We start from the raw sequence: 13,619 nt of genomic DNA on the forward strand, positions 1-13,619 counted from the left end.
TTATTGACACAATACATCGTAATTATGCTGTAGTGAATGTTGGATCTTCGAACGGTTCAGCAATCCATCCATTTTCTTCGATGAACAAGCGGACTGCGACGATCTTTTGATCTTCCATTAAAGTGAAGAAGTGCGGTGTATTTTCAGGAACAGAAATAACGTCGCCTGGTGAAAGCTCTACATTAAAATAGCCGATCTCTTCAGAGCCTTTAATGATAAAAATCCCTTTACCAGCAACAATGGCGCGGATTTCATCCTCGGTATGGGTGTGAATTTGCTCGAATTTGACCAGCAGCTCCTCCAAATTCGGCGTTGCTTCAGATAAAGTGATGACGTCCCAGATTTTATATCCGCGACGTGCGGCTAAATCTTTGATTTCAGGTTCAAATGTTTTAAGAACAGCGGCTTTTTGATCATCTGTCAAAGTAAAGTTTTCTTGCAGCTCCCCTGGCAGCTTGGAAGCATCCCAGTGTTCATACAATACCTGGTAGCTCTCCAAAAATTCACGTACTCGCTCTTCACCGCTAATTCGCTCATTCGTATTGCGTATAAAAATTTCTGCCATGCACAAATCCCTCTTTTCCACTTGGATTAATGTTGTATAAAGAATACCATGTCTTAACCAGTTGTACAATACAGGCTGAAGCATTTATGTGGGAACGACTATAGTAATACGATACAGTTTAAAGACGTTCGTCTATAACGATGCATACTACAAAAATAGATCAGCTAAGTCGTTTGTAAAGAAGAATAGCCTGCATAAAACGTATGTTTTTACTTCAATCTATCTAAATGATACGGTTTCTGCTAAACTAGGATTTAACGTTTTGCGGGGGTGAAGAAATTTTGGATAAAGTTAGCTTGCAGGATGCGTTACAACGAAGAATACTCCTTCTTGATGGGGCTATGGGCACTATGATTCAGCAGGAAGACCTTTCTGCCGCTGATTTTGGTGGGGAAGAGTTAGAAGGCTGCAACGAGATGTTGGTCTTAACAAGACCGGATGTCATTCAAGGGATTCATGAAGCATACTTGGAGGCCGGAGCAGACCTGATTGAAACGAATACATTTGGAGCGACATCCGTCGTTTTGGCGGATTACGATATACCAGAACGTGCCCGTGAAATTAATCTGGTGGCGGCCAAACTGGCGCGTAACGCGGTGGATAAGTACAGCACTGCGGACAAGCCTCGTTTTGTTGTAGGAGCTATGGGTCCAACTACAAAAACCTTGTCTGTCACAGGCGGTGTTACATTTGTAGAGCTGATTGAAAGCTATCAGGAGCAGGCTTTGGCGCTTATTGAAGGTGGGGTAGATGTTCTTCTGTTGGAGACCTCACAGGATACGCTTAACGTTAAGGCAGGTAGCATTGGAATTCGTCAGGCTTTTGAGCAGACAGAAATTGAGCTTCCATTAATGATTTCTGGCACGATTGAGCCGATGGGAACAACGTTGGCCGGACAAAACATCGAATCCTTCTGCATATCACTCGAACATTTACATCCAATCTCGATTGGACTGAATTGTGCTACAGGTCCAGAGTTTATGCGTGATCATATTCGTTCTTTGTCTGAAATGTCCTCTGCAGCTATTAGCTGTTATCCAAATGCGGGCTTGCCCGATGAAAATGGTCAATACCATGAATCGCCGGATTCATTAGCTCGTAAAATGGCTGCTTTCGCTGAAAAAGGCTGGTTGAATATTGCGGGAGGCTGTTGCGGTACTACTCCAGAGCATATAAGAGTAATGAGTGAAAGTATGGCGCAGTTTGAGCCTCGTCAGCTCGTAGGTCATCATCCTCCTGCCGTATCAGGCATTGAGCCTGTGTATATTGAACAGGATAATCGTCCGTATATGGTTGGTGAGCGAACGAATGTTCTGGGTTCCCGGAAATTCAAGCGTTTGATCGTGGAAGGCAAATATGAAGAGGCGTCTGAAATTGCCCGCGCTCAGGTAAAAAGCGGAGCACATGTCATTGATATTTGTGTGCAAGATCCGGACCGTGATGAAATGATAGATATGGAAGCGTTCTTGAAACTGGTTGTAAACAAGGTGAAAGTACCATTGGTGATTGATACCACGGATATTAAAGTTATCGATAAAGCACTTCAATATTCGCAAGGTAAGGCAATTATTAACTCCATTAATTTGGAGGATGGTGAAGAGAAATTTGAGAAAATGGCTCCTATTATTCATAAATACGGCGCTGCTGTTGTTGTCGGAACGATTGATGAACGTGGACAGGCAATTGGGCGTGAGGATAAGCTCGAGGTAGCTAAGCGTTCTTATGATCTGTTGGTGAACCGTTACGGTTTGGCAGCGGAGGATATAATTTTTGATACGCTCGTATTCCCAGTAGGAACAGGGGATGAGCAATATATCGGTTCGGCTAAGGAAACGATTGAGGGCATACGTATCATTAAAGAAGCACTTCCCGGGGTTCATACCATATTGGGCATCAGTAACGTATCCTTTGGTTTACCGGAAGCGGGTCGTGAAGTGCTCAATTCTGTCTATTTGTACGAATGCACCAAAGCGGGACTGGATTATGCAATTGTAAATACGGAGAAGCTTGAACGCTATGCATCGATCCCCGAGCATGAACGGAAATTGGCGGAAGACCTGATCTATAAAACAAATGACGATACGTTATCTGCATTTGTAGCAGCTTTCCGTAACAAGAAAGTGGAGAAAAAAGAGAAGATATCAAACCTTTCGCTCGAAGAACGGCTGGCTTCCTATGTAGTGGAGGGAAGTAAGGAGGGACTGATCCAGGATCTGGAGCAAGCGCTCGCTAAATATTCTTCTCTGGAGATTATTAACGGACCGCTAATGAAAGGGATGGAAGAAGTAGGACGTTTGTTTAACAACAACGAACTGATTGTTGCGGAGGTTCTACAAAGCGCTGAAGTAATGAAAGCATCCGTGGCTTATTTAGAGCCGTTCATGGAGAAGAATGAGTCCTCAGTAAAAGGTAAGATTTTGTTGGCTACGGTTAAAGGTGATGTGCATGATATAGGTAAGAATTTGGTGGAGATTATTCTATCCAACAATGGTTACCATATTGTAAATCTGGGTATAAAAGTACCACCAGAACGCATCATTGAAGCTTATCGTGAAGAAAAGGCTGACATGATCGGCCTGTCCGGTCTGCTTGTTAAATCGGCACAACAAATGGTGCTAACCGCGCAGGATTTGAAAAATGCGAACATTGATATTCCAATAATGGTTGGTGGAGCTGCCTTAACGCGTAAGTTTACTAAAAATCGTATTCGTCCTGAGTATGATGGGCTGGTAGCCTATGCGAAAGATGCTATGGATGGACTGGATATTGCCAATAAGCTTATGGACCCTGAGTCCCGTAAAAAAATGGCCGAGGACATGAAGGCTGAGCAGGAGGCGGAAGCGGCAACGGTCGTGGAGGTCAAGCCGCTCCCTAAGCTAACTCGGGCTGTACGTTCTAACATTGCTCAGGATTTGCCCGTCTATATCCCGCCGGATACGGATCGCCATGTACTGCGTAACTACCCACTGAATTATATTCTGCCTTATGTGAATATGCAGATGCTAATGGGGCATCATCTTGGCTTAAAAGGCAATGTTGAGCAACTGCTAGCTTCGGGGGATCCGAAAGCGATTCAGTTGAAGGAAACCGTAGACAGCATCATGTTTGAAGCTGTTACAGACGGAATTATTCAGGCGAGTGCTATGTATCGGTTCTTCCCAGCTCAGTCCCAAGGGAACCAAATTCTAATCTATGATCCATCGGATGTAAGCAAGGTACTGCACACATTTACGTTTCCACGTCAGCAGGTAGAGCCTTATCTATGTCTGGCTGATTTTTTGAAATCAGTGGAATCAGAGGTTATGGACTATGTAGGTTTTATGGTTGTTACCGCTGGTCATGGCATTCAGAAGCTATCTACCCAATGGAAAGACAACGGAGATTATCTGCGCTCACATGCACTTCAAGCGGTAGCGCTCGAAGTGGCAGAAGGGTTAGCAGAACGGCTTCACCATATTATCAGGGATAGCTGGGGTTTCCCGGACCCTGCCGATATGACGATGAAACAGCGGCACGGCGCCAGATATCAAGGTATACGGGTATCCTTTGGCTATCCGGCATGTCCGGATCTGGAGGATCAGGGACCGTTGTTCCAATTGTTAAAACCTGAGGACATTGGCGTTGAGCTAACGGAAGGGTTTATGATGGAACCGGAGGCTTCAGTATCAGCCATGGTGTTCAGCCACCCTCAGGCGCAGTATTTTAACGTCGAAAAGGTTTAACACCTTTATCAGATGGGATAGCAAAAACCCTCCGAGCTTCGGAGGTTTTTTGCTGGTCAGCAGGAAGAAGGTAAATGTCATGGAATTATATTTTCTCGGTACAAATGCAGGGGTACCTACAATTCAGCGAAATGTAACGTCCATTGCTCTTCGTTTACTGGAGGAACGAAGAAGCATGTGGTTGTTTGACTGCGGTGAAGGCACTCAACAGGAAGTGTTGCGTTCGCCGCTCAAGCTGAGCAGACTTGAAAAAATATTTATCACTCATTTGCATGGGGATCATCTTTTTGGTCTGCCGGGTCTTTTGTCGAGCAGGGCATATCAGGGAGGTACGGCACCTCTGACGGTATATGGACCGCCTGGTCTTCAGCAATATATTGAGCTATCTTTAGGGATCAGCCAATCTCGTATCAATTACCCACTACATATTGTGGAGCATACGGGCGGGGTTCTGTTCGATGACGGTCAATTTCGGGTGGAGTCAGCTTTGTTGGATCATCGGATCGACAGTTATGGCTACCGAATTGTAGAGATGGATAAGCCCGGTAAGCTTAACCAAGAACTGTTGGAGCGATACGGGATCAAGCCTGGCCCAGTGTACGGTAAATTAAAGCGTGGAGAAAGTGTGGAAGTAGAGGGTGGAGTTATTCTGCATCCTCAGGATGTATTGGGTTCACCTAAAAAAGGGCGGATCGTCACTATTTTAGGTGACACGAGACCTTGCCCGAATACAGTAGTGCTGGCACGAGATGCAACTGTCGTCGTTCATGAAGCCACATTTCTGCATGATCTGGCGGATACGGCGTACGAGTATCATCATAGTACGGCACTTCAGGCAGCGGAAGCTGCCAAAGCCGCAGGCGCGGGACAGTTAATTATGACGCATTTTAGTTCTAGGTATAAAGATCAAGAGCAGCTTCAGCCTTTGCTGGAGGAAGCGCGAAGCCTATTCCCCAATTCATTGCTTGCGGAGCAGCATGTGTTGTTACCGGTACCTGATATCGGTCAATAAATGATTGGAGAGAAGATATGTGCATAGGTGCCGGGGCTTGCTCCGGTGCTTTTCTTTTTCCTAGAAATTATTTTCCGGGAAAGCGCAGGATGCGACAAGAGGTGAGACGGGCATTAGTATGGGATGAACGAAAATGTTCTACCACATATGGAGGCATGTCATATTGGAGCTTCTATATATCGAATTTAAAGGATTTAGTTGCTTGAGTACGCCCAGGAAATACAGGGAATTTCCTTTGAGGACGTAGCATCTTCGATGAGATTCGACGAAGAAATGATCTTATGCTATGTGGAAGCGACGGCTTTTAGCGAGGGATGACGCTATTTTGGATGGTTTACCAGCAATACATGGACTTCATAAGCATTTTTGACTTAAGATAGATGAGAGGAATGGAAATGACCGATTATTTAATGCCCTAAGTCATTCAGGTGGTTAAATAAAAAGGAGAATACCATTCATGGGGTGAATTATTATTTTCAATGTTATGATGTATGAAATGAAGCGGGGGAGGGGATTGCGATAAAATCGTTACTTATTGATCTGGATGGAACACTTTATCATGGAAATCGGATGATCAAGGGTGCGGATCTGTTCATTTCGCGATTGCGTTCAGAGCATATACCTTATGCATATGTCACCAACAATGCTTCACGCACACCCGAATCGGTGGCCGAGCATTTGATTGGTATGGGAATTGAAGCAGCTAGTCATGAAGTATATACTTCAGCGTTAGCAGCTGCACAATATGTTGCACAGCAAAGCCCTGGAGCTCATGTATATTGTATTGGTGAAACGGGATTACGCGAGGCACTCACAGGGGCTGGCTTGCAGCTTGTTCAGAATCATCCTGATTATGTGGTACAGGGGATAGATCGTCAATTTACATATGAAACGCTGGCAGCTGCCATGCGTTGGATTCGTGAGGGAGCTACATTTATTTTGACAAATCCGGATCTACAATTGCCTTCGCATGACGGGCTTACACCAGGTGCAGGTACCATTGGAGCTGCCATTGAAGCTGCTTCACAGGTCAAACCGGTCGTCATCGGCAAGCCTTCAAGCGTGCTAATGAATTATGCACTAAATCGCTTGAGCATTAGAGCGGATGAAGCTCTGGTTGTGGGCGATAATATGCTTACAGATATTGCGGCAGGTGCAGCAGCAGGTTGTAAAACAGCTCTGATTCTGACGGGTGTGACGACTCGCGCTAATATGGATGAACATATTCGTGCCGTTGGAGTAAAACCTGACCTGATGTTTGAAAGTTTAGACGAACTGCAGGAATGGATGCAAAAAGAGCTGAAATCATAAAAGGATATGACTTAGAAATATATGAGAATTCAAAGCTATGAGCTACGAAAGGAAAGATGTTGATATGCCGGAACTTCCTGAAATGGAAAACTACAGAATCTTATTATCAAAACAAATTTTGGACATTCCAATTACTGGAGTGGCGGTTAGCCGTGAAAAGTCCATTAATACTGAAGTGGAAACCTTTAAGAAGCAATTGTTGGGTGCGACCGTTGTATATTTAGAGCGTCGGGGCAAGCATTTGATTTTTCATTTAAATACGGGTAAACGGCTTGTGCTTCATCTCATGTTGGGAGGATTGTTGTATCTGGGAACGGAGGAGCAACGTCCAGACCGTACGGTTCAGATCGAATTGGATTTTAGCGGAGCGAAGCTTTATTTTATCGGACTGCGCTTAGGTTATCTGCACTTGCTGACGGCTAAAGAAACAGATGAAGCTTTGTCAGACCTGGGACCTGATCCGTTAGACCGTCGTATGACATTGGAAAATTTTACAGCACGTCTAAAAGGACGACGGGGAATTTTGAAAACAACACTGGTAAACCAGCAGGTTTTTTCGGGGATTGGCAATTGCTATTCAGACGAAATTGCATATATCGCCGGATTTACACCGGGTTCCAAGGTGCAAAACATTGTACAGTCTCCAGAAAAAGTGGAAAAGCTATATCATGCTACTCAATCCGTACTTCGTGAAGCTACTGCGGAGGGCGGTTATATGGAAATGCCTCTAATGGAGGGAGACACGCTCACAGGTGGCTTTGATCATCAGTGTCGAGTATATGACCGTGAAGGAGAAGAATCTCCAAGCGGTGGGAAAATTGTAAGAGTCGAGCTGGCGGGGAAAAAAGCATTTTATTGCCCGGTGCAGCAGCATGATGCCTAAATTGCTTATCGGCTCTCACGTGAGTACGCGGGGTGGCTTTTCCAAAGCTGCTATACGTGCACGAGAGCAGGGAGGACGTTCATTTCAATATTTTCCGAAAAATCCTCGTAGTCTCAAGCTGAAGGAATGGAACTCCATAGATGCTGCTGCTTGTAAAGATTACTGCTCAGAGCACCAGCTTCAATCTATTGCTCATTCGCCATATCCCGTTAATCCAGCTCATGGTCGCGAACGTGGTCAGGAACTTTATGAGTTGATGGTTGCTTCATTACGCAACGATTTGGATATTGCTGAAGCCTGTGGATCGAAGGGGATAGTTGTTCATTTTGGGCATATGCATTCGTCTGACCCGCTGGAGGGCTATCATAATATTATTAACTGTCTGAATGATGTGCTGGAAGGCTGGCAGGGAAATGCTAAAATATTAATTGAGAATCAGGCTGGGGATCACGGTCCCATGGGAACCACGCTCGAGGAAATGGTCCAAATTCGCCAATTGTGTCGAGATCCTGGCAGCATCGGATTTTGCCTGGATACTTGTCATGCGTATGCAGCAGGATTGTGGAACGGTGGAGTGGACGAGGCTTTGTTTGAAAAAGGGGACCGTCTCGGTTATTGGTCAGCGCTGTACGGAGTTCATTTGAATGATTCCAAACACCCGTACGGCTCTAAAAAAGACAGACATGCGCGCGTAGGGCAAGGTTACATTGGTATTGAAGGCATACGCTGGATAACAGAACAAGAAGCTGTAAGAGGTATTCCCGTCGTTTTGGAGAGTGAGGCGGGACCTGATGGGACACATCAGGAGGACATTCGAATGATTCAAAGCTGGGAGTAAATTATTTTAAATAAATAATAGTTATCTTAGAGGCTTATGTAAGCTTACTTTTTTGGGAAGAAGGAGGAGAAGTTGGTGTATTTGTTTATGGACGATTATCGACCTTGTCCTCCAGGTTTTAAGCTGGCAAGGGACGCGGATGAGTGTCTGCTTCTGCTTCATGAATACCCAATTTCGATACTATCGTTAGATTATGATTTGGGTCCGGGTCAACCGACGGGAAAGGATGTAGCTGCTGCTATTGCAAGTAAACAGTTATATCCGCGTGAAATTTACTTGCATTCCTCCAGTCCGCAGGGGCGCCGAGCCATGTATGAACTGCTTTATGCGAATAAGCCGGAGGGAGTCACTGTGCATAACGGGCCGATTCCTGAGGTGCGTATGCAAGAGATCATAAACGAGTCTAAGCGATGAAAGAGATCGGACAAAAAGAAGCACGCCGTGCCATATGGGAGGGATGCAAGCTGGCTTTGTTTGTATACACTCCCATGTGCGGAACATGCGCGGCTGCCCGTAGAATGTTAGAGGTAGCAGAGCATTTGCTCCCCGAAGGAGCAGTGGTGCAGAGCAACATTAACTATATTCCTGAACTGGTTCAGGAGTATCGGATTTCCAGTGTCCCCGCGCTTCTTATATATAATGGTGAAAACAAAAATCCTGAAATCATCTACAAAATGGAATCTGTAGAACACTTGCTGAGCAGGATAAGGAGCGTGATGGAATGATATCCATGAAGAACATTACATTACAGCGGGAAGAAAGACGTATCTTGGACGATGTAAGCCTAGAAATACGAGAAGGTGAACATTGGGCTATTCTGGGTCGAAATGGTTCCGGCAAAACAACATTGTTGGAAATGATGACAGGGTATATGTTTCCAAGTCGTGGTACGATTGAGGTGCTTGGGCAAACGTATGGTCAATGTGATGTGCGGGAAGTTCGCAAGCAGATCGGATACATTAGCCAGACATTACTGGAAAAGCTGGCGCTAAAAGATCCCGTTTGGGAAGTGGTAGCTACAGGTGCGTATGCTTTTTTGCGTTTTTATCAGGAGATTCCGACGGAGGCAAAAGAAAAAGCCGTATCTCTTTTGGAGGGTATGAATTTAGGCGATCTGATTCATCACCCGTTAGGTACCTTATCTCAAGGAGAACGTAAAAAGGTAATGCTGGCCCGCTCGCTGATGGCTGAACCTCGCCTACTGATAATGGACGAGCCTTGTGCCGGATTGGATTTATTTGAACGGGAAAAGATGTTGGTCGAGATTGATCGGCTTCGCAAGCGAGACTTATCAGTGGTCTATGTAACTCATCACATTGAGGAGATTGTCCCTCTCTTTACGCATGTTGCGTTGATTCGGGATGGCAAGGTCGCAGCTGCTGGATTGAAAAAAGAAGTTTTAACGAAAGAATTGATTATGCACACTTATGAAGTTCCAGTTGAGCTGGAATGGGATGGAGAACGTCCTTGGATTCGGGTGTGCGCTGGAGGGTAACGTTATTTTGGAGGAACTATACGTGAATACAGATGAACAGAGTGAGTCCACTTTGTCGACATCGAGATTTGTTTGTACGGCCAACCATGGTTTTGCACCCTATGCTCAGGAGGAGCTTAGAAGATTATTTGGCTCTGTGAAAAGCACGATGCTTCTACCTGGTGAAATTTTTCTAGCAACATTACCTGCGCAAGAAATTGAGGCAGTGAAGACGATTACAGGTCAGCCACCGATGTTTCTGCGTCACTTGTTTCCTGTTCATTTTCAGGAGGAAGGTACGGATCTGGTTCAAGTGCAAGAGCGTCTGGTTGCATTTATCCGTAACCGCAGGGAATTGATAGATCAACGTGTTTCTTTGCAAGTACGCAAAGGATCTAATAGCAGTTGGGCTGAAAGCGCAGGTGCGCTCAAGCTGGCTTTGAGTGAACAATTAAGTGATCTACCTATGGAATTGGTAGTACATGGCGCCGATGTTATTGTGTCCGTTTTTGCAGATACAGATACGTGGTACGCAGGCGTATCACATCCTCAGGACAACCTATCAGATTGGAGCGGAGGTGCAGTTCGTTTTCAGAAGGAAGACGGACAGATCTCGCGTGCCAAATTCAAGCTACTGGAAGCAGAAGCAACGTTCGGCATTGATTTTAGCGCTTTCCATCAGGGACTGGATATTGGGGCAGCACCGGGTGGATGGACTTCCTTCTTGCTGGAGCGTGGACTGAAAGTTACAGCGGTTGATCCGGCCAAGATGGAGCCCTCGCTGATGAAGTACGCAAATCTGACATTTTTGCGTAAAAATGCAAGTGAAGTCAAATTTAAAGAGAATTCGTTCGATCTGCTGGTTTGTGATATGAGTTGGAGTCCAAAACAGATGGCAAGGCTCGTTACTGATTTACTGTATAGTTTGCGGAGTGGTGGTACGGCTATCGTAACAGTCAAGCTAATGCATAAAAAGCCCTTGGCGCTTATTCATGATGTGATTGCTTCCTTTGAGGAGTCCGGCATGCAGATTCAGCGAGCCAAACAGCTTTTCCATAACCGAGATGAGATTACCCTGTATATGATCAAGTATGGAAAATAATTCTTTACAATAGATGCAGTGTGCTATATAATAAATCCAAATTGTTCCTTTAAAAAATATTTATATTAAATCAAGGGAAAGCATCCCGCGAAAATTGTTTTCATGTCATTATGAAGACTTCATTTTGCGGTGGCTTTCCCCTTTTTGCGTTGTCTGCTTGTAGAAGGGAGGTAAGAGAATGATGAATCAACCATCACAATTAGAGTTCGGGTCAATTGTCGGTGAACGTTACCGAATTATTCGTACGTTAGGTTCGGGAGGCATGAGCCGCGTGTTCATGGCCGAAGATTTAAAGCTGCCGGGCAAGCATTGGGCAGTGAAGGAGTCGATTGCCGACCCAAAAATAATGAAGATTGTACGTACGGAAGCCGAAATGTTGATTTCGCTAAGCCATCCACGTTTACCGAGGATTGTTGATTTTTTTGAATATCCTCCATCTGGTGCGGTATATCTGGTTATGGACTACATCGAAGGAATTACACTGGAAGCATACATGAGGGGATACCAAGGCTGTATTCCACAGGAGCAAATCATTCCATTCGCTCTGCAGGTACTGGATGTACTTGATTATTTGCATACCCGCCAATTGCCAGTCATTTATCGGGACCTCAAGCCGGCGAATATTATGCTGACACCGGAAATGGAATTTAAGCTAATCGATTTTGGGATAGCGAGGAGCTATAAGTCCGAGCTGGATCAGGATACGATAAAGCTGGGCACAGTGGGCTTTGCTGCCCCAGAGCAATATGGAACAGGACAGACGGATGCTCGCTCGGACCTGTACAGTCTAGGGGCGTTACTATTGTATCTATGTACAGGTGGTAAATATAGCGAGTGGACAGCAGGAGTTGAAGGGTATATTCGCGGGGAATTGCCTCGACATTTGATTCCGATAATTCGAAAGCTGCTGCGGCATCATCCTGAGGAACGATTTCAGTCTGCTGAGGAGGTCATTGGAGAACTGAGGCGCAGTGCTAATTTTCAGTCTGCTCAACCAGGGAAATCTGTTAGTAATGCTTCATCGGATTATGCTGGAACAAGGGTAGTGGCAGTGTTGGGTGTGTCTTCCGGCTCCGGTGCTACGCACACAGCAATTGCAGTGAGCCACTACTTGGCTCGAAAGACCCACTCCGTAGCCTTGGTTGAGCTGCATAGTACAGCTAAGGCATTTGCCCGACTGCAAGAAGTCGTGGAAGGCATACCTGTTGGACAAGCAAGTTCAAGTCGGCGTTTTGAAGTCGATGGAGTTCATTATTGGCGGCAAACATCTCGTGCAGATGTCATTTCCTTGCTGGGAGGATCCTACAGATTTATCGTACTGGACTTGGGGAATGGGCAGGACAATGAACGACTGGAAGAATTTTTGAGAGCCGATTATCCGCTAGTTGTCGGCTCAGGGGCCGAATGGAGAGTTCAGGATATAACGGGTCTAGCCCGATCTTTTCAGCGTCATCCGCAACACAAATGGAATTACTGCTTGCCATTGGCACCCTCGGGAGCTGTCCGCAGGTTACGAAAGGAGCTAGATCACGATAAAGTATTTGCGCTGCCGTTCCATTCAGATCCTTTCGAACGGGATGATGAAATGGATCAGGTATTGGACGAGCTTTTTCGTGGAGTCATTACAGACACTCGGAAAAGACGTTTCAGATTCCTTAAACAGCAGCACTAAATAGGCAGGTATAGATCTAAAGAGGTAGGGGAGAAGCTGTGTGTCCAAGCTAAGAAAAAGCAGCAAACAAAAAATATACGCAGGTTGTGTTGGCGCGGGTATTGTAGGCATGATCTTTGTGGGCTACCTTATGGTGAATATCCATCAAATGAGTGAGATCAGGAAGCAGGCAAAGGTGGAGGCAGAGCAGAAATGGAAACTGTATGAACAAGAGCAACGGACTGCGAAAACAGGCTGGGCGGTTGTTCGTGACATTTCACCGGGCGAGCAGATTACATCTAATGATTTGAAGGGAATTAAGGTTCCTGGTTCTCAAGCCCCGTCTAATTTGTTGACAAATAAAAGTGAAGTTTCTCGCACTACAGCTAAGATAGAATTAAAAAAAGGAGCTGTGCTTACATCAGCTATGATTACTGCTGATGAACCCACACCTAAGGATCTACGCAACCGTGAGTTAAAAGTGGTGGTACTGCCCAGCAGTCTGAAGCCAGGGGACGAGGTAGATATTCGCATTCAATTTCCAACAGGTCAGGATTACATTCTATTATCCAAAAAGAAGATTTCTCGGCTAGAAGGCCCAACCGTATGGGTTACTATGAATGAGCAGGAAATACTATCCCTTTCGAGTGCTATTGTAGATGCCTATCTGCATAAAGCATCCATCTATGCTCTGACATATGTAGATCCCCAATTTCAGCCCAAGGCTATACCGACCTATCCGCCTAATGCACAGGTGTTAGCGTTAATGAATAGTGATCCGAATTTAGTCCGTGTTGCTGAACAAAAACTGTCAAAGCAGCTACGAAATTCTCTAGAAAATGCAATTAATTCATCAAACAGTGTGATTTCAACACCTGTGGAAAAAGGTCTAAGTGAGGAGGTTGCAGCTCAGCATGCAGGCACAACTATTGAAGATGCAGTAAGTGGAATTGATGATACAGGGAGTGAGGAACAGGACCACGAAGAACAAACGAAGATTCTAACGCAGGGTGGTAGCTCTGATCCGTATGCCAAATAAATGAGAGAAAAGGAACGGAAGT

The 13,619-nt window shown here is 45.3% G+C and carries 12 protein-coding genes; 11 read left to right on the forward strand and 1 reads right to left on the reverse strand.

The window, feature by feature from the left end:
• Positions 1-22: 22 nt before the first annotated feature.
• Positions 23-565 carry a cupin domain-containing protein gene (locus MMB75_RS05710; protein WP_045244485.1) on the reverse strand — a complete coding sequence of 181 codons (543 nt, stop codon included), beginning with the start codon at positions 563-565 and terminating at the stop codon, positions 23-25.
• 281 nt (positions 566-846) lie between these two features.
• Here MMB75_RS05710 and metH point away from each other — a divergent pair, with 281 nt between their 5' ends.
• The 11 genes from metH (at position 847) to MMB75_RS05765 (ending at position 13,597) form a co-directional block, all read left to right on the forward strand.
• A complete protein-coding gene (gene metH / locus MMB75_RS05715; RefSeq protein WP_045244486.1) occupies positions 847-4,287 on the forward strand; it encodes a methionine synthase in 3,441 nt (1,146 codons plus the stop codon).
• Between the two features lie 79 nt (positions 4,288-4,366).
• On the forward strand, positions 4,367-5,299 hold the full coding sequence (gene rnz / locus MMB75_RS05720) for a ribonuclease Z (RefSeq protein WP_016821944.1): 933 nt from the start codon (positions 4,367-4,369) through the stop codon (positions 5,297-5,299).
• Positions 5,300-5,869: 570 nt separating this feature from the next.
• Positions 5,870-6,610: an HAD-IIA family hydrolase gene (locus tag MMB75_RS05725; protein WP_045244487.1), complete on the forward strand. Its 741-nt coding sequence runs from the start codon at positions 5,870-5,872 to the stop codon at positions 6,608-6,610.
• Between the two features lie 64 nt (positions 6,611-6,674).
• The gene (locus tag MMB75_RS05730; protein WP_026065468.1) at positions 6,675-7,493 is read left to right on the forward strand and encodes an Fpg/Nei family DNA glycosylase; all 819 of its coding nucleotides are present in this window, start codon (positions 6,675-6,677) and stop codon (positions 7,491-7,493) included.
• A complete protein-coding gene (locus tag MMB75_RS05735) occupies positions 7,483-8,331 on the forward strand; it encodes a deoxyribonuclease IV (RefSeq protein WP_185156693.1) in 849 nt (282 codons plus the stop codon). Before MMB75_RS05730 ends, MMB75_RS05735 begins: the two co-directional genes overlap by 11 nt.
• A gap of 75 nt (positions 8,332-8,406) precedes the next feature.
• A complete protein-coding gene (locus tag MMB75_RS05740) occupies positions 8,407-8,745 on the forward strand; it encodes a cyclic-phosphate processing receiver domain-containing protein (protein ID WP_016821941.1) in 339 nt (112 codons plus the stop codon).
• Complete coding sequence (locus MMB75_RS05745; protein ID WP_016821940.1) at positions 8,742-9,056, forward strand: thioredoxin family protein; 315 nt, start codon at positions 8,742-8,744, stop codon at positions 9,054-9,056. The genes MMB75_RS05740 and MMB75_RS05745 overlap by 4 nt, the downstream gene beginning before the upstream one ends.
• The gene (locus tag MMB75_RS05750; protein ID WP_017427705.1) at positions 9,053-9,826 is read left to right on the forward strand and encodes an ABC transporter ATP-binding protein; all 774 of its coding nucleotides are present in this window, start codon (positions 9,053-9,055) and stop codon (positions 9,824-9,826) included. The genes MMB75_RS05745 and MMB75_RS05750 overlap by 4 nt, the downstream gene beginning before the upstream one ends.
• Positions 9,827-9,848: 22 nt before the next feature.
• Entirely contained in the window at positions 9,849-10,907 is a 1,059-nt protein-coding gene (locus tag MMB75_RS05755) for a 23S rRNA (cytidine(2498)-2'-O)-methyltransferase RlmM (protein ID WP_016821938.1), read from the forward strand.
• Between the two features lie 178 nt (positions 10,908-11,085).
• Complete coding sequence (locus tag MMB75_RS05760) at positions 11,086-12,579, forward strand: serine/threonine protein kinase (protein WP_045244489.1); 1,494 nt, start codon at positions 11,086-11,088, stop codon at positions 12,577-12,579.
• Positions 12,580-12,619: 40 nt separating this feature from the next.
• Complete coding sequence (locus tag MMB75_RS05765; protein ID WP_045244490.1) at positions 12,620-13,597, forward strand: SAF domain-containing protein; 978 nt, start codon at positions 12,620-12,622, stop codon at positions 13,595-13,597.
• The last annotated feature ends 22 nt before the right edge of the window (positions 13,598-13,619 follow it).

Origin of the sequence: Paenibacillus sp. P2(2022), assembly GCF_029522175.1 — a bacterium.
Classification (GTDB): domain Bacteria; phylum Bacillota; class Bacilli; order Paenibacillales; family Paenibacillaceae; genus Paenibacillus; species Paenibacillus polymyxa.

Coding starts and splice junctions, on each gene's coding strand:
- MMB75_RS05710 (WP_045244485.1), bottom strand. CDS start 565: ATGGCAGAAATTTTTATACGCAATACGAATGAGCGAATTAGCGGTGAA.
- rnz (WP_016821944.1), top strand. CDS start 4,367: ATGGAATTATATTTTCTCGGTACAAATGCAGGGGTACCTACAATTCAG.
- MMB75_RS05725 (WP_045244487.1), top strand. CDS start 5,870: ATGATCAAGGGTGCGGATCTGTTCATTTCGCGATTGCGTTCAGAGCAT.
- MMB75_RS05730 (WP_026065468.1), top strand. CDS start 6,675: ATGCCGGAACTTCCTGAAATGGAAAACTACAGAATCTTATTATCAAAA.
- MMB75_RS05735 (WP_185156693.1), top strand. CDS start 7,483: ATGATGCCTAAATTGCTTATCGGCTCTCACGTGAGTACGCGGGGTGGC.
- MMB75_RS05745 (WP_016821940.1), top strand. CDS start 8,742: ATGAAAGAGATCGGACAAAAAGAAGCACGCCGTGCCATATGGGAGGGA.
- MMB75_RS05750 (WP_017427705.1), top strand. CDS start 9,053: ATGATATCCATGAAGAACATTACATTACAGCGGGAAGAAAGACGTATC.
- MMB75_RS05760 (WP_045244489.1), top strand. CDS start 11,086: ATGATGAATCAACCATCACAATTAGAGTTCGGGTCAATTGTCGGTGAA.